This is a genomic window from Aeromicrobium sp. 10G20-16 (assembly GCF_055809665.1).
On the sequence record NZ_CM147919.1, the window covers coordinates 2,615,393 to 2,640,269 of the forward strand.

Annotated in this window: 23 protein-coding genes and 1 tRNA gene; 14 read left to right on the forward strand and 10 right to left on the reverse strand. The window is 71.0% G+C overall.

Annotation, left to right across the window (positions count from 1 at the left end; all coding sequences use genetic code 11):
• Positions 1-4 precede the first annotated feature (4 nt).
• On the reverse strand, positions 5-502 hold the full coding sequence (gene ispF, locus AC0L5F_RS13370; RefSeq protein ID WP_473313896.1) for a 2-C-methyl-D-erythritol 2,4-cyclodiphosphate synthase: 498 nt from the start codon (positions 500-502) through the stop codon (positions 5-7).
• 76 nt (positions 503-578) lie between these two features.
• Between ispF and AC0L5F_RS13375 the strand changes: the two genes are divergently transcribed.
• Entirely contained in the window at positions 579-2,162 is a 1,584-nt protein-coding gene (locus tag AC0L5F_RS13375) for a molybdopterin-dependent oxidoreductase (RefSeq protein ID WP_473313897.1), read from the forward strand.
• Here AC0L5F_RS13375 and AC0L5F_RS13380 read toward each other — a convergent pair.
• Entirely contained in the window at positions 2,119-3,495 is a 1,377-nt protein-coding gene (locus AC0L5F_RS13380; RefSeq protein ID WP_473313898.1) for an LCP family protein, read from the reverse strand. The two genes, AC0L5F_RS13375 and AC0L5F_RS13380, sit on opposite strands and share 44 nt — an antisense overlap.
• 127 nt (positions 3,496-3,622) lie before the next feature.
• On the opposite strand from AC0L5F_RS13380, the gene cysS reads away from it, so the two are divergent.
• Both cysS and rlmB read left to right on the forward strand, forming a co-directional pair.
• A complete protein-coding gene (cysS, locus tag AC0L5F_RS13385) occupies positions 3,623-5,041 on the forward strand; it encodes a cysteine--tRNA ligase (RefSeq protein ID WP_473313899.1) in 1,419 nt (472 codons plus the stop codon).
• 1 nt (position 5,042) lies between these two features.
• Positions 5,043-5,987, forward strand: a complete 945-nt coding sequence (gene rlmB / locus AC0L5F_RS13390) for a 23S rRNA (guanosine(2251)-2'-O)-methyltransferase RlmB (RefSeq protein WP_473313900.1) — start codon at positions 5,043-5,045, stop codon at positions 5,985-5,987.
• A gap of 76 nt (positions 5,988-6,063) precedes the next feature.
• Here the strand turns inward: rlmB and AC0L5F_RS13395 are convergent, their stop codons facing one another.
• On the reverse strand, positions 6,064-7,365 hold the full coding sequence (locus AC0L5F_RS13395; protein ID WP_473313901.1) for a D-arabinono-1,4-lactone oxidase: 1,302 nt from the start codon (positions 7,363-7,365) through the stop codon (positions 6,064-6,066).
• A complete protein-coding gene (locus AC0L5F_RS13400) occupies positions 7,362-8,525 on the reverse strand; it encodes an amino acid deaminase/aldolase (RefSeq protein ID WP_473313902.1) in 1,164 nt (387 codons plus the stop codon). The genes AC0L5F_RS13395 and AC0L5F_RS13400 overlap by 4 nt, the downstream gene beginning before the upstream one ends.
• 54 nt (positions 8,526-8,579) lie before the next feature.
• On the opposite strand from AC0L5F_RS13400, the gene AC0L5F_RS13405 reads away from it, so the two are divergent.
• On the forward strand, positions 8,580-9,371 hold the full coding sequence (locus AC0L5F_RS13405) for a hypothetical protein (protein ID WP_473313903.1): 792 nt from the start codon (positions 8,580-8,582) through the stop codon (positions 9,369-9,371).
• Positions 9,372-9,408: 37 nt separating this feature from the next.
• Positions 9,409-9,481 (forward strand) — tRNA-Thr (locus tag AC0L5F_RS13410).
• 5 nt (positions 9,482-9,486) lie between these two features.
• Here the strand turns inward: AC0L5F_RS13410 and AC0L5F_RS13415 are convergent.
• A complete protein-coding gene (locus AC0L5F_RS13415; protein ID WP_473313904.1) occupies positions 9,487-10,014 on the reverse strand; it encodes a mycothiol transferase in 528 nt (175 codons plus the stop codon).
• Positions 10,015-10,110: 96 nt separating this feature from the next.
• On the opposite strand from AC0L5F_RS13415, the gene AC0L5F_RS13420 reads away from it, so the two are divergent.
• Complete coding sequence (locus AC0L5F_RS13420; protein WP_473313905.1) at positions 10,111-10,341, forward strand: hypothetical protein; 231 nt, start codon at positions 10,111-10,113, stop codon at positions 10,339-10,341.
• A 119-nt stretch (positions 10,342-10,460) separates the two neighbouring features.
• Positions 10,461-11,450: an NAD(P)H-dependent flavin oxidoreductase gene (locus tag AC0L5F_RS13425; protein ID WP_473313906.1), complete on the forward strand. Its 990-nt coding sequence runs from the start codon at positions 10,461-10,463 to the stop codon at positions 11,448-11,450.
• 1 nt (position 11,451) lies between these two features.
• Here the strand turns inward: AC0L5F_RS13425 and AC0L5F_RS13430 are convergent, their stop codons facing one another.
• Complete coding sequence (locus AC0L5F_RS13430; protein ID WP_473313907.1) at positions 11,452-12,621, reverse strand: DUF4185 domain-containing protein; 1,170 nt, start codon at positions 12,619-12,621, stop codon at positions 11,452-11,454.
• Between the two features lie 38 nt (positions 12,622-12,659).
• On the opposite strand from AC0L5F_RS13430, the gene AC0L5F_RS13435 reads away from it, so the two are divergent.
• From AC0L5F_RS13435 to AC0L5F_RS13460, 6 genes are all read left to right on the forward strand, one after another.
• Entirely contained in the window at positions 12,660-13,655 is a 996-nt protein-coding gene (locus tag AC0L5F_RS13435) for a hypothetical protein (protein ID WP_473313908.1), read from the forward strand.
• Between the two features lie 33 nt (positions 13,656-13,688).
• A complete protein-coding gene (locus tag AC0L5F_RS13440) occupies positions 13,689-15,104 on the forward strand; it encodes an NAD(P)/FAD-dependent oxidoreductase (RefSeq protein ID WP_473313909.1) in 1,416 nt (471 codons plus the stop codon).
• 59 nt (positions 15,105-15,163) lie between these two features.
• Positions 15,164-16,516, forward strand: a complete 1,353-nt coding sequence (gabT, locus tag AC0L5F_RS13445) for a 4-aminobutyrate--2-oxoglutarate transaminase (RefSeq protein ID WP_473313910.1) — start codon at positions 15,164-15,166, stop codon at positions 16,514-16,516.
• A 103-nt stretch (positions 16,517-16,619) separates the two neighbouring features.
• Positions 16,620-16,943, forward strand: coding sequence for a hypothetical protein (locus tag AC0L5F_RS13450; RefSeq protein WP_473313911.1), 324 nt, complete (start codon positions 16,620-16,622; stop codon positions 16,941-16,943).
• 25 nt (positions 16,944-16,968) lie between these two features.
• On the forward strand, positions 16,969-18,918 hold the full coding sequence (locus AC0L5F_RS13455) for a primary-amine oxidase (protein ID WP_473313913.1): 1,950 nt from the start codon (positions 16,969-16,971) through the stop codon (positions 18,916-18,918).
• A gap of 59 nt (positions 18,919-18,977) precedes the next feature.
• Entirely contained in the window at positions 18,978-20,354 is a 1,377-nt protein-coding gene (locus AC0L5F_RS13460; RefSeq protein WP_473313914.1) for an NAD-dependent malic enzyme, read from the forward strand.
• 16 nt (positions 20,355-20,370) lie between these two features.
• On the opposite strand, the gene AC0L5F_RS13465 is transcribed toward AC0L5F_RS13460, so the two are convergent.
• Genes AC0L5F_RS13465 through AC0L5F_RS13475 form a run of 3 tightly spaced genes read right to left on the reverse strand, consistent with a single transcriptional unit; the run spans position 20,371 to position 23,393 of the window.
• Complete coding sequence (locus tag AC0L5F_RS13465) at positions 20,371-21,507, reverse strand: AI-2E family transporter (protein ID WP_473313916.1); 1,137 nt, start codon at positions 21,505-21,507, stop codon at positions 20,371-20,373.
• Positions 21,508-21,516: 9 nt separating this feature from the next.
• The gene (locus tag AC0L5F_RS13470) at positions 21,517-22,194 is read right to left on the reverse strand and encodes a uracil-DNA glycosylase (protein ID WP_473313917.1); all 678 of its coding nucleotides are present in this window, start codon (positions 22,192-22,194) and stop codon (positions 21,517-21,519) included.
• Positions 22,191-23,393 carry an MFS transporter gene (locus tag AC0L5F_RS13475; protein WP_473313918.1) on the reverse strand — a complete coding sequence of 401 codons (1,203 nt, stop codon included), beginning with the start codon at positions 23,391-23,393 and terminating at the stop codon, positions 22,191-22,193. The genes AC0L5F_RS13470 and AC0L5F_RS13475 overlap by 4 nt, the downstream gene beginning before the upstream one ends.
• Before the next feature lie 36 nt (positions 23,394-23,429).
• Here AC0L5F_RS13475 and AC0L5F_RS13480 point away from each other — a divergent pair, with 36 nt between their 5' ends.
• Positions 23,430-24,647 (forward strand): MFS transporter, encoded by a 1,218-nt coding sequence (locus tag AC0L5F_RS13480; RefSeq protein WP_473313919.1) that lies wholly within the window; start codon positions 23,430-23,432, stop codon positions 24,645-24,647.
• Between the two features lie 7 nt (positions 24,648-24,654).
• On the opposite strand, the gene AC0L5F_RS13485 is transcribed toward AC0L5F_RS13480, so the two are convergent.
• Positions 24,655-24,870, reverse strand: coding sequence for a hypothetical protein (locus AC0L5F_RS13485; protein WP_473313920.1), 216 nt, complete (start codon positions 24,868-24,870; stop codon positions 24,655-24,657).
• Positions 24,871-24,877: the final 7 nt, after the last annotated feature.

The window sequence follows — 24,877 nt, forward strand, 5'->3', positions numbered from 1 at the left end:
CGGCCTAGGAGTCGGACTCCCTGAACACCAGCGCCGTGGCGATGGCAGCGATGCCCTCGCCACGGCCTGTCAGTCCCAGCCCGTCGGTGGTCGTGGCCGACACGGACACGGGTGCGCCCAGCGCCTGCCCCAGGACTTCCTGGGCCTGGTCGCGCCGCACCCCGATCTTGGGGCGGTTGCCGATGATCTGCACCGATGCGTTGCCGATCACCCAGCCATGGCCGTGCACGCGTCTGGCCGTCTCGACCAGGAAGTCCGCTCCGGACGCACCGGACCACTCGGGGTCGGCGGTGCCGAAGTGGCTGCCGATGTCTCCCAGACCGGCGGCGGACAGCACCGCGTCGACGAGGGCGTGCGCTGCGCAGTCGCCGTCGGAATGACCCTCGAGACCGGCCGCCTCGTCGGGCCAGTGCAGGCCGGCCAGCCACAGGGCACGACCGGGCTCGAGGCGGTGCACGTCGGTGCCGATGCCGATGCGGGGTGAGGTCACGCCTCCGATCATGCACCACACGTGCCGCTCGCCGATGTGATCTGTCGCGTCGGACGCGCACGATCGGGGTGCTGGCGGCACCATGGACGTGTGCAGCTCCTCTCGCCCGATCGCCTCCGGTGTCCTGGCCGCTGCGGCCGGTCTCGCCGTGTCCGAGGGCCTCTCCGCCGTGTTCAACCTGCGTGAGTCGCCCCTGCTGGCGGTCGGTCAGGGAGTCATCAACCTGACTCCGGGTCCGATCGCCGAGGCGATCATCGGGGTGGTCGGCACGGCCGACAAGCCGTTGGCCGTCACCTCGGTGGTCGCGGCGGTGCTCGCCCTCGGTGCGCTCGTGGGCGCCTGGTGGTCGGCACATCGGGTGCGCGCGATGCTGCTCGTGGCCCTGCTGGTCGTGGGCGCGTCGGTCGCCGTGCTCGTGCGGCCCTACGGTTCGGCGCCGGGGGTGTTCGGTGCCGTCGCTGCGGGCACGGCGATGATCGGGGTGCTGCAGCTGTTGGCCCCTCGGTCGGGTCGAGACGGTGCACCGACCGACCGGCGGGCCTTCCTGCGCACCGTCGCGTTCCTCGGCATCGGCATCGCGGTGGTGGGCGTGGGCAGCCAGCTGCTGGCGGCCCGTCACCGGCGGCGTCGCGACATCGAGGCGCTGCGTGCCGCCATCAAGCTGCCGGATCGTCGCGTGGTGGTGCCGAGCGGCGCCGATCTCGGTGTGCCCGGCGTCGCGGCCTGGAACACCTCGAACCGCGACTTCTACCGCATCGACACCTCGCTGAGCGCTCCGCTGATCGACCCTGCGGAGTGGCGCCTGCGCATCCACGGCATGGTCGACCGCGAGATGACCCTCACCTACCAGGACGTGATCGACCGCGGTCTGACCGACGCCTGGGTGACGCTGTGCTGCGTCTCCAACCCGATCGGCGGCGACCTGATCGGCAACACGGTGTGGGGCGGCGCCTCCATCAAGGACATCCTCGACGAGGTCGGCGTCCAGCCCGGCGCCGATGCCCTGCTGTCCACCTCCGAGGACGGCTGGACCTGCGGCACGCCACTCGCGGCCCTGACCGATGGTCGCGACGCGATGCTCGCCGTGACGATGAACGGTGAGCCGCTGCCGATCGTCCACGGCTTCCCGGTGCGCCAGGTGGTGCCGGGTCTGTACGGGTACGTCTCTGCGACGAAGTGGGTCACGGACTGGGAGATCACCCGGTTCGCCGACTTCGAGGCCTACTGGACCCAGCGCGGGTGGGGTGAGCGCGGACCGATCAAGACGGGGTCGCGCATCGACGTGCCCCGCTACGGCGACGAGCTGCACGGCCGGACCGACCACCATCGGCGGTGTCGCCTGGCACCAGCACGTGGGGATCAAGGGCGTCGAGGTGCGAGTCGACGAGGGGCCGTGGCGGGCGGCCGAGATCTCGTCCGTGCCGACCGCAGACACCTGGGTGCAGTGGAAGATCGACTGGACGGCCACGCCGGGTCGCCACACCGTCGCCGTGCGCGCGATCGACGGCGACGGCGTCGTGCAGACCGCCGACATCGCCGACGTGCTGCCCGACGGCGCGACGGGCCACCACACGATCAGCGTCCCCGTCAGGTCCTAGCGGCGACGCCTCCGGGGCCGCCGCGACCGCTCAGGCGCAGAGGGAGTCGGTGGCCTTGCTCGTCGTGGCCTTGACCGGCTTCGGGACCACGGGATCGACGCCCGCGGTGACCCGGTCGGCGCCGAGGATGAGCCAGACACCGGTCATGCCGGTGGGCTGGACGACGATCTTGGCGTCGAAGCCGAAGTCCTTATTCAGCTTCTTGGCCGTGGCCATCGCCTCGTCCGAGCTGTCGACGAAGATGCGCGTCGTGTCGGACGGCTTCTGGGCCGTCTGCAGGCCGCTGACCGTGAAGCCGAGATCGGTCAGGGAGGTCTGCGCCCGCGTGGCCAGCCCCTGCGTCTGCGCTGCGTTCAGCACGCGCACCGGTGTGGTCGCGGCGGCGGTCGAGTCCTTGCTCACGACCGGCATGGGCTTGTCGTCCGCGACGGCGGCGAAGATCGTGTCGGCGTCGGGAGTCTTGACCACCCGGTTCGGGTCGGTCGGCGCCGCCCCGTTGGGCATCGTGACGAAGGTGATCGCGTCGTCGGGAACGGCTCGCGCTCGCTTGGCCAGTCCGGTCAGGGCGGGGATCGACGAGATGCCGTCGTCGACGGTGATGGACTTCGTGAGCGCGTTCAGGAACTTGAACAACCGGTCGGGCCGGGTGAGCACGTTGGTGCTGCGGGCCTGCGCGATGATCGAGGACATCACGACCTGCTGGTGTCCGAGACGACCGATGTCGCTGCCGTCGCCGACGGCGTGACGCGTGCGGGCGAGCGCCAGGGCCTGCTTGCCGTCGAGCTTCTGCTTGCCGGCCGGCAGGTTGAGCTTCGCGTCGCGGTCGACCATCGGCTGGTCCAGGCACACGTTCACGCCGCCGAGGGCGTTGACCATGGACGCGAAGCCGTCGAAGTCGAGCTGGACGAAGTGGTCGACGCGCACGTTGCTGATCTGCTCGACCGCGCGGACCGAGCAGGCCGGTCCGCCGTCGAGCGCGGAGTTGATCATCCCGTAGCCGCCCGCGAACGCCCCGCTGCCGGTGTCGTCGCACGACGGCAGCTCGGTGAGGGTGTCGCGGGGGATCTGCACGGCGTCGATCCGGGCGTTGTCCTTCGCGAAGTGCACCAGCATCAGCGCGTCGCTGCGCTGCGATCCGTTGCCCTTGCCGTACTCGTCGTTGCCGAGATCGCGTGAGTCGGAGCCGATGAACAAGATGTTCGTGGCGCCCTTGGGGGTGTCGTCCTTGACGATCGAGTCGCCGATGGGCTGTGCCGCGATGTTGCCCTGCAGCTTCCAGACCGCTGCCGCGGCGCCGACGCCGAGCACCAGCGTGAACACGCCGACCGAGATGATCGCGCGGCGGGCGAACTTCCGCCGTCGCGAGACGTCACCTCGGCGCTTGGGCGCGGTGGGGGACTTGGGCACGCGTGTACTCCTGACAAGGGGTCCAGAACGTCCAAGAATACGGGCAGATCCTGAACGAGACATGTGAAGACCACCGCGGTGCCGCCGCGCGTCGGGAGGACCCCCTCGGAGCCGATACCCTTGGTCGGTGGCAATCAGGCTCTACGACTCCGCGACGCGGCAGGTGCGGACCCTCGAACCGGTCGTCCCGGGGAAGGTCTCGATCTACCACTGCGGGCTGACGGTGCAGGGACCGCCGCACATCGGGCACATCCGCAAGGAAGTGGTGTTCGACGTGCTGCGGCGCTGGTTGCTGCGCGCGGGCCTGGAGGTCACGATCGTGGCGAACGTCACGGACATCGACGACAAGATCCTCGGCAAGGGCGCCGAGCAGGGGCGGCCGTGGTTCGCGGTGGCCTACGAGAACGAGCGCGCCCTGCACGCCGCCTACGAGGTGCTGGGGTGCATCCCGCCCACCTACGAGCCCCGCGCCACCGGCCACGTGCCGGAGATGATCGAGATGATGCAGCTGCTCATTGACCGCGGTCACGCCTACGCGGCCGAGGACGGCTCGGGCGACGTCTACTTCGACGTGCGCTCCTGGCCGGCGTACGGCGAGCTGTCGAACCAGAAGATCGACGACATGCTCCCCGCCGAGGACGCGCCGGCTGACGGCAAGCGAGATCCGCGCGACTTCGCGCTCTGGAAGGGCCATAAGGACGGCGACCCCGTGACCGCCTCGTGGGCGACCCCCTGGGGGCGGGGCCGTCCGGGCTGGCACCTGGAGTGCTCGGCCATGGCAGGCAAGTACCTCGGTGACGAGTTCGACATCCACGGCGGCGGACTCGACCTGCGCTTTCCGCACCACGAGAACGAGCTGGCCCAGTCGACGGCAGCCGGACAGACGTTCGCTCGCACCTGGATGCACAACGCGATGCTGAACCTGTCGGGCTCGAAGATGAGCAAGTCGGTGGGCAACACGCTGCTGGTCAGCGAGGTCGTCAAGCGGGTACGCCCCATCGAGCTGCGGTACTACCTCGCGTCGGCGCACTACCGCTCGATCGTGGAGTTCTCCGAGGAGGCACTCACGGAGGCGGCCACCGCCTTCACGCGGATCGAGGGATTCGTCACGCGTGCCGCTGAGCTGGTCGGCGCCGGCGACCTCGGCGACCCGACGCTGGCCTTCGCCGCCGCGATGGACGACGACCTCTCGGTACCGGCCGCGCTGGCCGAGCTGCAGCGCGTCATCGCCGAGGGGAACCGGATGCTGGCCGCCGGCCCGTCCGAGGAGCTGCGCTCGGGCCTGGCCGCGGTGCGGGCGATGCTCGACGTGCTCGGCCTCGACCCGTTGTCGCCCGTGTGGGCCGACGGCGGTGCGGCCGGGGGCGAGCGTGACGCGATCGATGCGCTGGTGGCCGGCCTGGTCGAGCAGCGCCAGCAGGCCCGCGCCGACAAGGACTTCGCCACCGCCGATCGGGTGCGCGACCAGCTCGCCGCGGCCGGCATCGACGTCGAGGACACACCGCAGGGACCACGGTGGTCCCTGCACCCGAAGGGAGCCCGCTGACATGGCCGGCAACAGCCAGCGCCGAGGGGCGATCAAGAAGTCCGGCAAGGGCAATCCCACCGCCGGATCGGGCGGCCGCCGCCGCAAGGGACTGGAGGGCAAGGGCCCCACGCCGAAGGCGAACGAACGCCCCAACCACAAGGCGTACAAGTCCGATCGGGTAGCCGACCGCCGCGACGTCGCGCGCCCCAAGCGCAAGCCGGGCTCGCAGGCCGAGTGGGTGTCCGGACGCAACCCGGTGGTCGAGCTGCTGCGTGAGCGGGTGCCGGTGCAGGCGCTGTACGTCGCCGAGGGCACCGAGCGCGACGAGCGCATGCGCGAGATCTTCAAGCTCGCCGCGGAGCAGCACGTCAACCTGCTCGAGATCGGGCGGCCCGAGCTGGACAAGCTCACCCTCGGCGCCAGCCACCAGGGCATCGCGGTCAAGCTCAACGCCTTCGAGTACGTCAAGCCCGATGCGCTGCTGGCCCTGGCCGCCGAGCGCAAGGAGCCGGCCCTGATCGTGATGCTCGACGGCATCACCGACCCCCGCAACCTCGGCGCCGTGATCCGGTCGGCGTCCGGGTTCGGCGCGCACGGCGTGATCATTCCCGAGCGTCGCGCCGCGCAGATCACGGCGGCCGCGTGGAAGACGTCGGCCGGTGCGGCCGCGCGGGTGCCGGTCGCGCGGGTCACCAACCTCACGCGCACGCTCAAGGAGCTGCAGGAGGAGGGGCTGATGGTGATCGGCCTGGCCGCGGACGGCGACGTCGACCTGCCCGACTCGAACCTGATCGACGGCCCGGTCGTGCTGGTCATCGGCAGCGAGGGCAAGGGTCTGTCCCGGCTGGTGGGCGAGACCTGCGACCAGATCGCGTCGATCCCGATGAGCACCGGTCTGGAGTCGCTGAACGCCGGCGTCGCCGCTGGCATCGCCCTCTACGCCGTCTCCCGCACCCGCCCCTGATTCCCCAAATTTTGCGGGCTCAAGCACCGTTCGACCAGGGCAGAACGGTGCTTGAGCCCGCAAAATTCGGTACTTGTCAGCCGAGGACGCGGTCGAGGTAGTCGTTGGTGAAGCGGCGGTCGGGGTCGGCCTGGTCGCGGATCTGGACGAAGTCGTCGAACTTGTCGTAGCGGTCGGCGAAGTACGTCGCGTCGAGGGTGTGCATCTTGCCCCAGTGCGGCCGGCCGTCGTGGGCGGTGAAGATGTCCTGGGCCGCCGCGAAGTAGGCCGTCGGGTCCGTGCGCCAGTACTGATGCACCGCGACGTAGCAGTTGGCGCGGTCGTGTCCGGTCGACAACCACGCGTCGTCGGGTGCGGTGAACCGCACCTCGATCGGGAAGCTGATGTGCTCTCCGCTCGTCGCGAACCAGCGCTGCAGCTCGCCGATGACGTCGGGCAGCGCCGCACGGGGGAGGGCGAACTCGGACTCGCGGAACCGCACGGTGCGCGGCGACACGAACACGTCGTAGGAGTGGTCGGTGTACTCGCGCGCCCCGAGCACCGATCCGCTGAGGCGGTTGATGCGGGGGATCAGTGCAGGTCGCCGGGCGGCGACGCGGTTGACGCCCTCGAAGACCGTGTTGCTGAGGAACTGGTCGTCGAGCCACCCCTTGAACCGGCCCAGGGGCTCGCGGACCGTCCCCTCGGGGACCCGGTTGTTCCGCTTGACCAGGGCCTTCTCGGTGTGGGGGAACCAGTAGAACTCGAAGTGGTCGTTGTCGTCGACGAGCGCGTCGACGTCGGCCAGGACGTCCGGCAGCGTCATCGGCTCCTCGCGGGCGTGCAGCAGGAAGGCCGGGACGCACTGCAGGGTGAGCTCGGTGATGATGCCGAGCGCCCCGAGCGAGACCCGTGCCGTCTGGAACCAGGGATGCCGCTCGTCGATCTCGAGGATGTCGCCGTTTGCCAGCACCACCTGGACGCCGACCACGGCCGCGGCGATGCCCTGCAGGCGGCCCCCGGTGCCGTGCGTGCCGGTGCTGACGGCTCCGGCGACCGACTGCGGGTCGACGTCGCCGAGGTTGGGCAGGGCCAGACCGAGCTGCTGCAGCTGGGGATTGAGCCGGTGCAGGGAGATGCCCGCCTGGACGCGGACTCGTCCGGTGACGGGGTCGTGCGACACGATCTGGTCGAGCCGGTCCAGGTGCACCTGCACGCCGTCGGTGGCGGCGATCGCCGTGAACGAGTGGCCCGCCCCGACGGTCTTGACCCGCAGCCCGTCGGTCTCGGCGCGCTCGACCAGGGCGACGACCTCGGCCGTCGAACCCGGGTGGGCGATGCGTGTCGGGTGGGCGGTGACGCTGCGCCCCCAGTTGGTCCAGGAACGATCGGCGCTCATCCGAAGTTCTTCCCCTCGCCCCGATAGGTGGCCAGCTGTTCGGTGCGCCCGGACGCGTCGACCAGCACGACGTCGTCGAAGCGTTCGCACATCTCGCCGGCCTTGGCATGGCGCATCAGCACGCGTTGGCCGATGGAGAGCTCGCGTGCGCCGGCGCCCTTCAGCGGCGTCTGCACCTCGCCGGTGCCCTCGGACTCGATCAGCGACAGACCCTCGGGCCACACCGGCGTGGGGCGACGGTTCTTGTGCGTGGCGCCCGAGGCGATGTAGCCGCCGGAGAACACGGTGGCGATGTCGTCGCTGGGGCGTCGCACCACCGGGAGCGCGAAGAACGCCGCAGGCCGGGCGTCGAAGGCGTCATACCCGTCGAACAGCGTCGGCGTGAACAGCCCCGATCCGGCCGTCAGCTCGGTGATGGCAGGGTCGGCGCCGGTCACCTCCAGGCTGCCGGTGCCGCCGGCGTTGACGATCTCGATCGGCGCCACGTGCCGCACCGCCTCGACCACCCGGCCGCGGCGGTCCAGGAGCTCGGCGGCCGAGCGCCGCTTGACCAGCCGAACCGCCGGGGAGGTGTCGGGCAGGCCGGCGATCTGCGCGTCGTAGAACATCAGTCCGACCAGTCGGAAGCCGGCGCGGCCGCCGATCATCTGCGCGAGCCGCGCGGCGTCCTCGACGGTGTGGACGGGGGAGCGGCGGACGCCCAGGTGCACCGGTCCGACCCGCAGCGATGCGTCCACGTCCAGGCACACGCGGATCTCGGGGCGGTCCACGTCGAGCAGCGAGTCGATGACGTCCAGCCCTTCGACGCTGTCGACCATGACCGTGATGGCCGCCGTGCGGCGTTCGTCGGCCACCAGGTCGCGCAGCGCGGCGGCGTCGACGGTGGGGTAGGCCAGCAGGACGTCGGTGGCACCGTGGTCGACCAGCCAGTTCGACTCGGCCAACGAGTACGACATGATCCCCGCGAACCCGTCGCGCGCCAGGGTGCGCTCGACGACGGAGCGCACGCGCACCGACTTGCTCGCCACGCGGATCGGGACGCCGCCGGCTCGTCGGACCAGGTCATCGGCGTTCGCCCACAACGCCTCGGCGTCGATGACCGCGAGCGGGGCACTCAGGTGGCCGGTCGCGGCGAGCAGGTGCTGGTACGGAGGAGCCACGCCGCCAGTATGTCGCAGCAGGTTTCAGGTGGGGCGTGTGTGGATACTGGACCAATGCGTCTGTTCGCCGCGCTCGCGTGCTCCTTGCTGCTGCTCTCCGGGTGCACGGGTGGCGACACCAAGGTGTCGACCGGTGACCCGCTCACCTTCGATGCGCTCGGGTTCAACGTCCCGGAGTCCGACGGCACCCTCGACCCGGGCAAGCCGCCGGCGGTCCCGTCGGGGTTCAACGAGGCTCGCTACCAGCGCATGGTCGACGCGCTGACCACCTGGGCGCAGGCCACGACGCTCGACGCGGACGTCCGCACGGCGAAGGATCCCGCGGAGGTCATCGGTGCTCGACTGCCCGATGCCGTGAAGTCGCAGGTGATCAAGCTGGGTGCGACGTCCGTCGCGCCGCGTCTTGCTGCCGCCAACGTGTTCGCCGACGACGTCACGATCGTCGGGAAGCCGCGGGTGACCACGGCGTGGGCGGCCGAGACGATCGAACGCGACGGCGCTCCGTCGTTGAGCCTGAAGCTGCAGACGCGCGCTGCCTACGAGGTCCGCGCTGCCGACGGCCCCACGCGGGTCATCGGCGTGCTGAGGGTCCACGAGCTGATCACCCGCGAGGGCGAGACCGGCCCCATCGGGGTGGGGTTCGGCTGGCAGGAGTTCGGGGCGTCCGACTGCACCCTGGCGCTGTCCGACGCGCTCAGGCCCGACGGCGACCTCGAGACGGCCAAGACTGATCTGCAGACCTTCCTCGGTGTGGCCGTGGGCGACCAGGTCGAGATGCCGCAGCTGCCGACCGACGACACGGTCGACGAGGAGTACCTCGACCGCTGCCGCGCCGGTCAGGTCTGAGCGTCACCTACGATGGTGCCGCGGGCTCGACTCGCACGCCTCTGTAGCTCAGTCGGTAGAGCGCCTTACTTGTAATAAGGATGTCGCGGGTTCGAATCCTGTCGGAGGCTCCGAGTCAGGTGCGACGCCGCAGCAACCCGCGCAGGTACTCGGCCTGGCCGAGATGCTTGGCGGCGTCGTCGATCACCGAGACCAGGCGGGCCGACACGGTGACGGGCGGGTCCCAGCGATCGTCGATGACGCGATCGAGGTCGTCGGCACCCAGGCCGTGGACCACCTCGCGGGTCAGGTCGGTGACCGCTGCCTGGTAGTCGACGAACAGCTGGGGGTCCGTGGCGGGGAAGGCCGCGACGTCGTCGGCCGACATGCCGTAGCCGTGGGCGTCCGGCGGGTAGGGCAGGGCGAAGCGCTCGACGAACCCGTCGGCGCGCCAGGCCTGCTCGCGATCGACCAGGGCGGACACCTGGGCGTCCTGCTGTCGCGCGAGGTGCCACACGAGCCAGGCCACGTGGTTGGCAGCGTCGTCGGGTCGCCAGAGCAGGTCGTCCGGGCTCAGGCCGTCGACGACCGCGGCCACCCCGTCGGTGATGCGGGAGAACGCGTCGGTGAGCAGCTGGTGGGTGTGGGCGAGGTCGGTGCTCATGGGGACCACGGTGCCACTCGGTGACGATTCCGTCTCACCTGGTGAACCGGCCACGCGTGACACATCGTCAGGCCTAGCGCGACGGCAGGAGGCATCATGACGACACAGCAGACGACGACCCGCCAGATCGAGATCGGATCCTTGCGAGTGGGCGACGAGGCGGTGTTCGTGGACGGCGACGTGCCGTTCACGGTGGCAGCCGCCTCCGAGAGCGCGGGCGCGGTGCGCCAGCTCGACATCGTGCGTGCGGACGTCGACGGCCCCGGCGTGCGGGTGACGGTGCCAACCCACCAGCGCGTCGCGCTGGTGGTCGACCCGACGAGGTAGCCCGGCTCGCTCAGGTGCCCTCGGGCGCGACGTCGTCGGCGGCCCCGGCGACCCGCGAGGCAGGCCGCGGCGCCCACCGCTACTATGCAACGAGTTGCACATACCCGAGGAGCTTCGTCGTGACCCTGCCCGAGATCCTGCGCCGCCCCATGGCGCTGCCCGTCCTCGCCTCGCCGCTGTTCATCGTGTCAGGACCTGAGCTGGTCGTGGCCCAGTGCACGTCCGGCGTCATCGGCTCCTTCCCGGCGCTGAACGCTCGTCCGGCGTCGATGCTGGGCGACTGGCTGGACCAGATCACCGAGCAGACCACCGCGTTCGCCGACCAGCACCCCGAGAAGCCCGTCGCGCCGTTCGCCGTGAACCAGATCGTGCACAAGTCCAACGACCGCCTCGAGGCCGACGTGCAGATGTGCGTCGACCACCGGGTGCCGATCGTGATCACCTCGCTGGGGGCGCGTCCGGAGATCAACGACGCGATCCACTCCTACGGCGGCATCGTGCTGCACGACGTCATCAACGACCGGTTCGCGCACAAAGCGATCGAGAAGGGCGCTGACGGTCTGATCGCCGTGGCCGCAGGTGCGGGTGGACACGCCGGCACCACCTCGCCCTTCGCGCTGGTGCGGGAGATCCGTCAGTGGTTCGACGGCCCGCTGCTGCTCTCGGGCTCGATCGCGCACGGTGCATCGATCCTCGCCGCGCAGGTCGCCGGCGCCGACCTGGCGTACGTGGGTTCGGCGTTCATCTCGACCGACGAGGCCAACAACACCGAGGCGTACAAGCAGATGATCGTCGACAGCACGGCCGACGACATCGTCTACAGCAACCTGTTCACCGGCGTGCACGGCAACTACCTCAAGGGCAGCATCGAGGCCGCCGGGCTCGACCCGGCCGACCTGCCCGAGTCCGACCCGTCGGCGATGGACTTCGGTTCCGGCGGTGGCTCGGACGCCAAGGCGTGGCGCGACATCTGGGGCTCTGGCCAGGGCGTCGGCAGCGTCACCAAGCGCCAGAGCGTCGCCGAGCTGGTGCAGCAGCTGCGCGCCGAGTACGACGCCGCTCTCGCCGCGCCGATCTTCGACGGACGGTCCACGGCCGCCCTGCGCTGAGTCAGTCGGGCAGGTCCACGCGCAGGAACGCCGGACGGTACAGGAACGGGTCGGCCTCCACCTTCTGCACGTCGGTGTTGTTCTGGCTGTAGGAGATGACCACCGTCCCCTTCTCGGGCAGCAGCTCGGGGTGCGCCAGCGGCATGTAGCGCAGTGTCCCGGTCGCCGTGTCGGTCGGGATGCGTGCGACCGGCGGCCCGGCAGTGAACGGCCCGGTCGGCCCGGGGGCGCTCCAGATGACCACGTCCGAGCCGAGGAACTCGTCACGCTTGCTGACCGCGTACCACCGTCCGTCCTGCTCGAACACGCTCAGCGTCTGCGACACACCCCCGTCGGCCGGGATCAGCACGGCAGCCCGCGTGGCCCGCTTCTGCCACCGCGCTCCGTCCCAGTAGCGCCACGTGGACGGTTCGTTGATGGTCTCGGGACGTGTGCGGGCCACCTGCAACGAGAATCCGAACGTGTCCCCCTGGTTCGCCGTGCCGTACAGGTAGGCCCACCCGTCGTGCACCGTGCTGGCCGCGCCCCACGTCGGTTGCCGGGTCCCCGACCTGTCGGGTCCGATGTCGGTGACGCTCACCAGCTGGGGCACGCCGCCGACGCGCACGACGAACACCGCGACCGCCGGGCCGAGGTTCTCGAAGGCGAGCGCCCCGTCGGGCGCCGTCGCACCCTGGACGCGCTGGGCCGTCACACCGACGAGGTCGTAGCCGGTGCGCTCGATGTGTGCGATCGACATCGGCCAGTACCCCACCCCGTCCGCGCGATCGGGGATCAGCGCCCCGCCGTCGGCCGGGAGCACCGCGTTCGCGCAGGTGGGCCCGAACACGAGCATCGAGTTGCGCACGAAGCGCTGGCCGACGAAGTCTGCCGCTCGCAGGGTGTCGCCGAAGACCCACAGGCGACGGCCGTCCTGCAGCGTCACGTCCGCCCCGACGTCGGCTCCCTGGAACTCGCCGCTGCCGCGGAGGGTGCCCACGAGACGATTCAGCTCGCCCACGGTGGTGACGTCCTGGACGGGGAGGCAGCGGGTCTGGCTGGCCAGGGACGGGGCGGGGGCGGTGGTCGGGCCCGGGTGCGGCGCGACGGCGATGGCCGTCACCAGCAGCACGGCCGCCGGTGTGGTCACCAGCGCGACGCGCAGCCGCCACGGGAGTCGAGAACGCGTCACGGGACAACGCTCGCACATGGTTCGCTAGCCTCGACGTCATGGAGCGCACCCGCCGGTGGTCCGTGGCGGTCGTGGTGGCCCTCCAGGTCCTCGTGCTCGCGTCGATCGTGCTGGCAGGTGCACCGTCGTCGCCCCGGACGTCCGTGGTGGCCGTCGTCGCGCCGCCGGTGGTCTCGGCGGCCGTGATCGACCAGGTCCGCCGGTCCGGCCACGGTGACCTCGACGTGCGCGCGGTCCGATCGGCGACGGCCGCGCGGGCCGCGGTCTCCGACGGGTCGATCGACGCGGCCGTCGTCGTCGATCTGCGCCGTGAGAAGGACACGATGATACTGGCGTCGGCCAACGGCGCCGACCTGAATCGGGCCCTGGTACGCGTGGCTGACACCGTGGAACGGTCGTTCGGGCGCGAGATCGACGTCGAGGACGTGGTCGCGACACGGCCCGGCGACGACGACGCGCGGGGGGTGTTCGCGGTCGTGGCGCTGTGCCTGTTGCTCGGCTTCGTCGCTCCGGTCGCGATCACCTGGGTTCGGGGGCCCGTCGAGCCGACCTTCCGGCACGGCCTGGTGCGGCTGGGCTTCGTGGCGATGATCTCGGTGGCGCTCGGCCTGTTGGTGGGCCTGGGGGCTGCCGCGCGCTACGACGGAGACGCGGGTGCGTGGTGGCTGATCGCCGGGCTGACGCTGGCGGCCACCACCGGCGTGACGTTCGCCCTGGAGAGCCTCTTCGGTGTGCTGGGGATCGGTGTGGCGATGGCGCTGCTGGTGCTGCCGGCGGCCCCGATGGCGCACCTCACGTCCACCTCGATGCTTCCGCAGCCGTGGGCCACCCTGACGCCGTGGCTGCCGCACGGTGCGGCGCTGGAGGCCGGTCGCGGCCAGGCGTACTTCGGCGGGTTCGCGGCCCGACCGGTCGAGGTGCTGGCCGGCTGGTGTCTGTTGGCGCTGCTGACCCTGGCCGCCGCTCGCCGCGAGCGCTCGCGCGATGCATCCGTGGCGGCGACTCCCGAGGACGTTCCCCAAGATCTTCACTGACGGCGAGCGGGTCGACCTGCGATCATGACGCCCATGGCTAGCCACAGCACGGTCTTCGAGCGGCAGGCGCCGTCGGACACGCAGGTCGACGCGGCCCTGGCCGCCGCCGAGCACCGCGTGTTCTGGCTCGACGACGCTCCCGGCACGAGCTACCCGCTGCTCGAGGGCCACCGTGAAGCCGACCTGACCGTCGTGGGCGGCGGCTACTGCGGGCTGTGGACCGCTGTGCTCGCAAAGCGACGTGATCCGCAGGCGCGGGTCGTGCTGCTCGAGGCCGAGTCGGTCGGATGGGCTGCGTCGGGCCGCAACGGCGGGTTCGCCGAGGCGAGCCTGACCCACGGCGAGGAGAACGGGCGAAGCCGCTGGCCCGACGAGTTCGACACGCTCGAGCAGATGGGCCTGGCCAATCTCGATGCCATCGAGCGCGACGTCACCGACCTCGGACTCGACGTCCAGTTCGAGCGCACCGGCACGATGGCGGTCGCCTACGAGCCGCACGAGGTCCGCTGGCTGGAGGAGTCCGACGAGGGGGAGTGGCTCGACGAGGCGGCCGTGCAGGCCGAGATCGCCAGCCCGATCTACCGCGCCGGACGCTGGTCCAAGGACGACTGCGCCCTCGTGCACCCCGGCCGGCTCGCGCGCGAGCTCGCCCGTGTCGCCACGGACCTCGGTGTCGAGATCCACGAGCACTCCGGCGTCGTCGGACTCGCCTCGGGCCTGTCGGGGCCGGTCACCGTCAGCACGGCTCGCGGATCGGTGCGCAGCACAGCGGTGGCCCTGGCCACCAACGTGTTCCGGCCCCTGCTGCGCCGTGCCCGCCTGTCGACCGTCCCTGTGTACGACTACGTGCTGATGTCCGAGCCGATGAACCCCGACCAGCTCGCCTCGGTGGGGTGGCGGCACCGGCAGGGCGTCAGCGACCTGGCCAACCAGTTCCACTACTCGCGGCTCACCGCCGACCACCGCATCCTGTACGGCGGCTACGACGCGATCTACCACCCCGGACGCGCGGTGCGGTCGCAGTACGAGGACCGCGACGCGTCGTACCGGCGCCTCGCGTCGCACTTCCTCACCACCTACCCGCAGCTGGAGGGCCTCGGCTTCAGCCACCGCTGGGCCGGGCCGATCGACACCTCGACGCAGTTCTGCGCCTTCCACGGGCTGGCCCGTCGCGGCCGGGTGGCCTACGCCGCCGGCTTCACCGGGCTCGGTGTCGCCGCCACCCGCTTCGCCGCCGAGGTCATGCTCGACCGCCTCGCCGGTGAGGAGACACCGCGGACGCAGCTGGAGATGGTGCGCAAGAAGCCGTTGCCGTTCCCGCCCGAGCCGATCGCGGCGATCGGCATCAAGGCGACGACCTGGTCGTTGGACCGGGCCGACCACCACGAGGGTCGTCGCAACCTGCTGCTGCGCACGCTCGACAGACTGGGCCTGGGTTTCGACTCCTGAGCCGCAGCGGGCCGTAGTCTCCACCTGAGACGATGTCCGTCCATCGACGAGGAGTGCCCATGACCACCGACCTGCCCCAGTCGCGCCACCTCGTGACGGACGTCCCCGGACCGCGATCCGTGGAGCTGATGGCCCGCAAGACCGCTGCCGTCGCCACCGGTGTCGGCACGACGATGCCGGTGTTCGTGGCGCGCGCGGGCGGTGGCATCGTCGAGGACGTCGACGGCAACCGGTTCATCGACCTGGGGTCCGGCATCGCGGTGACCACGATCGGCAACGCCGCACCCCGGGTCGTCGACGCCGTGTCGGCGCAGGTCGCCGACTTCACCCACACCTGCTTCATGGTCACGCCCTACGACGAGTACGTCGCGGTGGCCGAGAAGCTCAACGAGCTGACGCCCGGCTCCGGCGACAAGCGCTCGGTCCTGTTCAACTCCGGCGCCGAGGCGGTCGAGAACGCCGTCAAGATCGCCCGGGCACACACCAAGAAGCAGGCCGTGGTGGCGTTCGACCACGCCTACCACGGCCGCACCAACCTGACGATGGCGCTGACGGCCAAGTCGATGCCGTACAAGAGCGGCTTCGGCCCGTTCGCCCCCGAGGTCTACCGCGCGCCGATGTCGTACCCGTACCGCGACGGGCTGCTCGACAAGGAGAGCGCGATGGATGGAGGGCTCGCCGCCCGCCGCGCCATCACGGTGATCGAGAAGCAGGTGGGCGCCGACAACCTCGCCGCCGTGGTCGTCGAGCCGGTGCAGGGTGAGGGTGGATTCATCGTGCCGGCCGACGGGTTCCTGCAGACGCTGCTCGACTGGTGCCGCGCGAACAACGTGGTGTTCATCGCCGACGAGGTGCAGACCGGCTTCGCCCGCACCGGCGCGATGTTCGCCTGCGACCACGAGGGCATCGAGCCCGACCTGATCGTCACCGCCAAGGGCATCGCCGGCGGACTGCCGCTGTCGGCGGTGACCGGCAGGGCCGAGATCATGGACGCCCCGCACACCGGCGGGCTCGGTGGCACCTACGGCGGCAACCCGATCGCCTGCGCCGCCGCGTTGGCCACCATCGAGACGATCGAGGCCGACGACCTGGTGCAGCGGGCGGCCGCCATCGAGACGCTGATGAAGGACCGCCTGCACCGGATGCAGGCCGACGACGACCGGATCGGCGACGTGCGGGGACGCGGCGCGATGATCGCCGTCGAGCTGGTGCACTCCGGGACTGCCGATCCCGACCCGGCGCTCACCGCGGCGGTGGCCAAGGCGGCTCACGCGGCCGGGGTCATCGTGCTCACCTGCGGCACGTTCGGCAACGTCCTGCGTTTTCTGCCACCGCTGTCGATCAGCGACGACCTGCTCACCGAGGCCCTCGACGTGCTGGCCGAGGCCCTGGCGGATCAGCCGTCGGCGTAACCCACCTGCTCGTCCGCGTCGCACCGTAGGATGGGGTCAGCGGCGTCCTCAGGTCTGTGTCCACACAGCCCGATCTCGTCGGGACGAACCGATCGGTGGACCGATGAGCGACGCCCAGCCCTCCGAGAACCAGCGGCCCTTCCAGAGCACCCGCAAGGTGGCGCCTCCGCCCGACCACAGCCGCATGGGTTTGAGCAACGAGGTCCGCGAGAAGCCGCGGGTCGTCGCGTGGGGCCCGGGCGACGGACGTCCCAGCCGGCCGATCATCGTCGCGCTCCGCGAGGCCGGTGTCGACTGCTGGATCGGGTCCCGGCGAGAGCCCCCGGGCAACTTCGAGGTCAGCTGCCCCGCTGACGCCCTCGACGACGTCGCGGCGCTCATCCACGCCGTCGACGACCAGGCCGTCGTGCTGACGAGAGGACGCTGACCGCCGACGGTGCCATGATCTCGTCATGGAACATCCTCTCGATCCCCTCGGCGCTGACGAGTTTCGCGCCACCACGGCACTGCTGCACCGAGATCACGGGGTCGGTGAGGGCTGGCGCTACTGCTCCATCGAGGCCGTCGAGCCGGCCAAGACCGCCCTCGACGCCTTCGGTGCGGGAGGGCCGGCTCCGGCCCGCGTGGTCGAGGCGATGTGCCTCGAGCGCGCCACGAACCGCACGTTCCGCGGCCGCGTCGACCTGACCGCCGGCGCGGTCCTGTCGTTCGACCACGTCCCCGGCGTGCAGGCCAACTTCACCGTCGACGAGTGGGAGGAGGCCGACGCCGCGCTGCGGGCGCACCCCGACGTCATCGCCGCCCTCGAGCGCCGTGGCATCACCGACCTCTCGCTGGTGTTCATGGACACCTGGACCTACGGCGAGGCCGTGATGCCCGAGCAGTGGAAGGACCGACGCATCGGCTGGTCGGACACCTGGGTCCGCGCAGCGCCCGGAGCCAACCCCTACGCGGGGCCGGTCAACGGGCTGCACTGCGTCATCGACATCAACACCATGGAGCTGCTCGACATCGAGGACACCCACACGGTGTCGCGTCCTGAGGTGATGGGCGAGTACGTGCCACGTCACGTGCCGGACCGGCTCAAGGGCCACCGGCCGCCGCGCAAGCCGCTGGAGGTCACCCAGCCCGAGGGCATCGGCTTCGAGGTCGACGGCCACGAGCTGCGCTGGCAGAACTGGACGATGCGCGTCGGCTTCAACCACCGCGAGGGCATGACGATCCACGCCGTCACGTACGACGACGCCGGCCGCACGCGGCCGATCGCCCACAAGCTGAGCTTCGCCGAGATGATCGTGCCCTACCGCGACCCCAGCGTCGACCACTTCCGGCGCACGGCCTTCGACATCGGTGAGTGGGGGCTGGGCTTCATGACCCAGTCGCTGGAGCTCGGCTGCGACTGCCTGGGCGAGATCCGGTACCTCGATGCCGTGCTGCACGACAGCACGGGCGAGCCCTACACGATCACCAACGCCATCTGTCTGCACGAGGAGGACAGCGCCGTCGGCTGGAAGCACGTCGACCACGGCGACGACGGCGCGGGCGGACACGTAGGGGCGGAGGTGCGGCGCCAGCGACGCTTCGTCGTCTCGTTCCACGTGACGGTCGCCAACTACGAGTACCTCGTCTACTGGCGCTTCTACGAGGACGGCAACATCGAGTGCGAGGTGCGCGCCACCGGCATCATGGTCGTCACCCACATCGAGGAGGGCCAGCCGCATCCGCACGGCACCTTGGTCGACCAGCGGACGTACGCGCCGTTCCACCAGCACTTCCTGGTCGCGCGCCTGGACCTGGAGGTCGACGGCCGGCAGAACACGGTGTACCGCTCCGAGACGGTGGCGGACCCGATCGGTCCGGACAACCCGCTCGGGCTGGGCATCCGGCAGGTCAGCACCCCGATCGCGACCGAGGGGCACGACGACTTCAGCTGGGAGAGCCAGCGCGCCTGGAAGGTCGTCAACGACGGCTCCACCAACGGACTCGGCACGCCGGTGGCCTACAAGCTGGTGCCGTCCGGGGCGATCCCCTCGTTCTTCGATCCCGCCTCCCCGTTGTTCCAGCGGGCCCAGGTCATCGGTCACACCGTGTGGGTCACGCCGCACGACGCCGACGAGCGGTGGCCCGCCGGCGAGTTCGTCAACCAGAGCCTGGTCGACCACGGCCTGCCCGAGTGGATCCAGCAGGGTCGCTCGACCGCGGACACCGACGTGGTGCTCTGGTACGTGTTCGGCATCCACCACATCACCCGGCCCGAGGACTGGCCGGTCATGCCGGCCGACATCGTGTCGTTCTGGCTCAAGCCGATCGGCTTCTTCGACCGCAATCCCTCGCTGGACGTCGAGCCGTCGCCGTCCGGCGGGTCGTGCTGCGGCACGGACGGATGCACCTGCGAGCACTGAGCTGATGCCGCTGACAGGCGGACGGGGGCGGGTCGGCGGGCCCCAGTAGAGTCATCGAGGTGAGCACCGTGAGCATCTCGAACTCCATCGTCGTCCGTCTCACTCTTCCCGCTGGAGGGCTCGCGGTCAGCGAGCTCACGGCGGCCGTCGAGCGTGCTGGTGGGCAGGTCACGGCCCTCGACGTCTCGTCGTCGACCCCCGAGATGCTGCAGGTGGACCTCACGGTCTCGGCGTCCGGGCCAGAGCACGCCGACCAGCTCGTCGCCGCGTTGCGCACCATCGACGACGTCGTGGTCGCCAAGGTCTCGGACCGGACCTTCCTGATGCACCTCGGCGGAGTCATCGAGACGGCGAGCAAGCACCCCCTGCGCAACCGCGACGACCTCTCGATGATCTACACGCCCGGCGTCGCGCGCATCTGCCAGGCGATCGTCGTCGATCCCGAGGACGCGCGACGGCTGACCATCAAGCGCAACAGCGTCGCCGTGGTCACCGACGGCTCGGCCGTCCTGGGGCTGGGCAACATCGGACCCAAGGCCGCGCTGCCGGTCATGGAGGGCAAGGCCGCGCTGTTCAAGGCGTTCGCCGACATCGACGCCTGGCCGTTGTGCCTGGACACGCAGGACGTCGAGCAGATCATCGAGACCGTCGCGGCCATCGCCCCCGGTTTCGCCGGCATCAACCTCGAGGACATCTCCGCACCGCGATGCTTCGAGATCGAGCAACGCCTGCGGGAGCGTCTGGACATCCCGGTCTTCCACGACGACCAGCACGGCACGGCCGTGGTGGTCCTGGCAGCCCTGCGCAACGCGCTGCGCGTCGTGGGCAAGGACCTGGCGACCGCCCGCATCGTGCTCGTCGGGGCCGGTGCCGCCGGCACCGCCGTCCTGAAGGTGCTGCTGCACGCGGGCGCCTCGGACGTCCTGGTCTGCGACGTCGAGGGCGTGGTCTACGCCGACCGGCCCGGTCTGCACGAGTCGCTCGCCTGGACGGCGGCGCACACCAACCGTGCCGGTGTCACCGGGTCGCTGCGCGACGCGCTGCCCGGCGCCGACGTGTTCATCGGAGTGTCGGCGCCCAACCTGATCGACGCCTCGGACGTGGCCTCGATGGCTCAGGACTCCATCGTGTTCGCCCTGGCCAACCCCGACCCGGAGATCGACCCGGCGATCGCGCGTCGGCACGCGGCGGTCGTCGCGACCGGGCGCTCGGACCACCCCAACCAGATCAACAACGTGCTCGCGTTCCCGGGGATCTTCCGTGGCCTCCTCGACGCGCACAGCCACGGCATCGGCATGGACGTCCTGACGGCGGCCGCCGACGCGATCGCGGACTCGGTCAGTGCCGACGAGCTGGGGCCCAACTACATCATCCCCAGCGTGTTCCACCCGGAGGTGCACCAGCGGGTCGCCGCTGCGGTCGAGAGCGTGTTCTGAGGTCCCGACCGAGGGTCTAGCCCTCGGCGAGGATCTCGGCGACGTGGGAGTCCTCGGGAGGAGCGCCCGGCCCGACCGCGTGGTCGATGCGTTCGTTGATGTACCGCAGGATCTCGGCGGTCGTGGCGACCACCGGCACGGCCAGGAACGCACCCGTGATGCCGAAGAGCGTGCCGCCGGCGGTGACGCCCAGGAGCACGACGGCGGGGTGCAGGTTCAGGTTCCTGCCCTGCAGCAAGGGCGACAGCACGTTGCCCTCGAGCTGCTGGACCGCGACCACGATGATCAGCGCGATGAGCGCGTCCTTCGGGTTGTTGGTGACCAGGGTGACCAGCACGGCGACGGCGCCGCTGACGAAGGCGCCGATGATCGGGATGTAGGCGCCGAAGAACGTCAGGACCGCGAGTGGGATGGCCAGCTCGACGCCCAGGATCGCGAGGCCGGCACCGATGATCACGGCGTCGATCAGGGCGACGAGGGTCTGGGTGCGGATGAAGCCGCCGAGCGTCCCCCACGAGCGCGACAGCACCTCGGCGATGTGCTCGCCGGCACGGTGGCCGCCCAGGGTGCGCGCCCACGGCAGGAAGCGGTGGCCGTCCTTCACGAAGTAGAAGGTCAGCAGCACGATGACCACCAGGTTGACCACGGCCGAGGTGGCGGTGCTGATGGTCGAGAAGATCCCCGAGCTGATGGCGGCAGCGCTCTCCTGCAGCTTGTCCTGCACGGCGCTGACGGCGCGCGTGATCTGGCCGTCGGACAGCTTCAGGGGGCCGTCGGTGAGCCAGTCGCGCACGTTCTGCAGGCCGTCCGACGCGCTGCGTGCGATCTCGCCGGCCTGTCCGGCCACCTGCGGGGTCAGCACGGCGATGAGGCCGATGATGAGGGCGACGAAACCGGTGACGACGGTGAGCGCGGCGAGCGCCGACGGCCAGCCCTTGCCGCGCAGCCAGGCCACCGGCGGCTGCAGGACGCTGGTGACGATCAGCGCGATGGCGACGGGGAACAGGATCACCCACAGCTGACCGACGATCCATCCCACGACGACGCCGGCTGCGGCGATCACGACGATGCGCAGCGACCAGCGCTGCATGCCGCTGAACGCGTCGTCGATCACGACGGCGCGGTCGCGCACCCTCGGCTGTTCGTCGTCCATCCGTGCAGCCTAGTGGGGCAGTGACCAGTCGACCGGTTCCGCACCCTGCTCGGCGAGCAGCGCGTTGGCGCGGCTGAAGGGGCGCGATCCGAAGAACCCGCGGTACGACGACAGGGGGCTGGGGTGCGCGGAGGCGATCTGCGGGACGCCGCCGAGCATCGGGGCAAGACTCTGTGCCGCGCTTCCCCACAGGATCGCGACCAACGGCCCGCCGCGCTCGACGAGGGCGGTGATCGCACGCTCGGTGACGGCCTCCCAGCCCTGCCCGCGATGGCTGTTGGCGTCGCCGGCGCGCACCGTGAGGACGCGGTTGAGCAGCAGCACGCCCCGGCGGGCCCACGGGGTGAGGTCGCCGGCGGCCGCCGGGGCGATCCCGAGGTCGTCGTGCAGCTCGGTGTAGATGTTGCGCAGGCTCGGCGGCAGGGGTCGCACCTCGGGGGCCACGGAGAACGACAGCCCCATGGCGTGACCGGGCGTGGGGTACGGGTCCTGTCCGACCACCAGCACCTTCACCTGCGCCAACGGCTCGGCGAAGGCACGCAGGACGTTCTCCCCGGCCGGCAGGTACCGGTGTCCGGCGGCGTTCTCGGCACGCAGAAACTCGCCCATGGCCGCGATCTGGTCGGCGACGGGCGCGAGAGCGGCGGCCCAGTCCGGTGCCATCAGCTCCTCGAGCGGGCGGCTCATGCGGACTCCACCGGTGCGGGCTGGAGCGATACGGGTCGGGGCTGCAGGGCTCGGCGGGCCAGGATCCCGGCGTCGACGCAGCCGGCGATCGGCAGGACGAACGTGGTGGGCAGCGACACCCAGCGGGTCAGGATGCCGATGACGGCGGGCCCGGCGAGCAGGCCCAGGTAGCCCGCGCTGGTCACACGGGCCATGTAGCGGCCGGCGTTGTCGGGGTCGATCCGGCCGGCCGCGCTGAAGAACTGCGGGATGCACCCGGCCAGGCCGATGCCGAACACCGCCCAGGCGACGATGGCGACCCACGGGACCGGCGCGAGGGCGGCGCCGGTGAGCCCTGCCGCCCCGACCAGTGCGGCGCGCTGCACGTAGGCGGCCGATCCGATCCGCGCCACGACGCGGTCGGCGAGCAGTCGCACCGTCGTCATCGCCACGGAGAACGCGCCGAACGCGTAGGCCGCGACGGACTTGTCGGCGCCGAGCGTGTCGTGCAGGTGCACGGTGCTCCAGTCGTAGGCGACCCCCTCGCTGAGGAACAGGGCGAACGCGAGCAGGGCGATCACCACCACCCGCGGAGACCAGCCGATCGTGCCGCGTGGAGGTGTCGACCCGGCCGGGCTGATCGCCGGGCCCGGACGGCGCGCCAGCACGTGCGGTCCCGTTGCCAGGCTCGTGGCCACGACCACGGCGCCGCCGGTGCACAACGTCCAGCGCAGGTCGACGCCCAGGCCGATCGCCGCACCACCGACCAGCGAGGCGACCAGCCCGCCGAGGGAGAAGAACGCGTGGAACGCGCTCATGATAGGACGCGCGTAGGAGGTCTCGACCTCGACGGCGTGGGAGTTCTGCGACACGTCGACGAACCCGTTGGACAACCCGAGCGCGGCCAGTGCGAGGGCGAGGGTCGGCACGCTGGTCGCGAAGGCCGGTCCCGCGAGGCTCAGGCCGAGCACGACGCACGACACGACCGCCACCCGACCGCTGCCGAACCGGTCGACGAGGCGTCCGGACACCTGCATGCCGCCGAGCGCGACGACGCCCATCAGCAGGATCAGGTAGCCCAGCTGCTCGGTGCTCGCACCGGTGCGGTCGCGGATCTCGGGGATGTTCACGACCCACAGGCCGAGCACGAAGCCGTTCATCGCGAAGAAGCAGAACGTCACCGTGCGGGCGCGCAGGAGCGTCGCGTCCACCGAGGTCATGGAACGACTGTAGTCACCGCTAGAGTGTGCTCCGCAGTGTCAGCAGTTGCCGCCTACCGCGCGTTGTTGCGGATCGTCGGGCCCGCCTACGTCCTCGTAGCCTTCCTCGGGCGAATTCCGCTTGCCATGAGCCAGCTCGGCGTCCTGGTGCTGGTCAGCTCGACCACCGGCCAGTACGGCGTCGGCGGTGCCGCCGCGGGCATCCTCGCCGTCGCCAACGCCGTCGGCTCGCCGCTCGCGGGAGCGCTGGCCGACCGGGTCGGGCAGCGGCCCGTGGTGCTCGTCCAGTCACTGGTCGGGGCCGGGGGTCTGGCCTCGATCGTCCTGGTCACCCACCCGGGGGCCTCGGAGGCGGCCATCTTCGTGGCCGCGGCGATCACCGGGTTGGCCATCCCGCAGATCGGTCCGCTGGCACGGGTCCGGTGGCGTCCGATCACGCGCGACGAGGCCGACCAGCGCCGTCTGGTCGACGCGGCGTTCTCCTACGAAGGCGCTGCCGACGAGGCCTCGTTCGTGCTCGGGCCGGCCCTCATCGGGGTGCTCGCGATCATCGCCGAACCGGCCGGTGCGCTGATCGCTGCCGCCGTGCTGCTGGCGGTCTTCGGATCTTGGTTCGCGATCCACCCGACCTCGGCGCTGGTGGCACGCGACGCCGTGCAGGGTGCGGTGGGCGCAGACCCGCTGTGGACCGTGCCGTTCGCCGTGCTGGTGGTCGCGCAGCTGTGCATCGGGACGATCTTCGGCAGCGTGCAGACCGGCACCACGGTGCTGGCCACCGCCGAGGGGCAGGCGGGCCTCGCCGGACTCATCCACGCGGTGCTCGGCATCGGCAGTGTCACCGCCGGCCTGGCGATCGCGGCGCTGCCCGAACGCATCCTGTACGCCACCCGGCAGCTCGTCGCGGCGTTCGCCCTGCTCGCGCTGGCGTTGCCGCTGCTGCTGGTCGACTCGCTGCCGGCGTTGGTGCTCGTCATCGCGCTGCTCGGGTTCGCCGTCGCGCCGTACATGATCAGCAACTTCGCCCTGGCCGGGATCCTGGTGCCGCTGCACCGGGTCGGCACGGCCATGACGCTGCTGGCCGGGGCCACCGGCATCGGCTACGCGCTGGGTGCAGCCACGGCCGGCCACCTCGCCGACCAGGGCGGCCACCGTCCGGCGTTCGTCGTCACGATCGCCGCAGCCGGGCTTGCCGCGCTGCTGGCCGCCGTCTCGAACCGGGCGCTGCGCGAGGCCCGTCCGCTGGCCCACGCCTAGGCGCGCCCTAGGGTCGGGTCCGGCGCCACACGCCGACCCCGAGCGCGGCGATCGTGCGGGCGGCGGCGAGCAGGGCGGCCAGCCACAGCAGGTAGGTGACCGACAGGCCGACCGGCGAGGCCATCCCGCCGGACACCTGGGCGAGCAGCGCGGCGATCACGGCGAAGACTCCGGACCGCACGGCGATCCCCAGCTCCTCGTCGCCGGGGCGCTGACCTTCCATGCCGCCA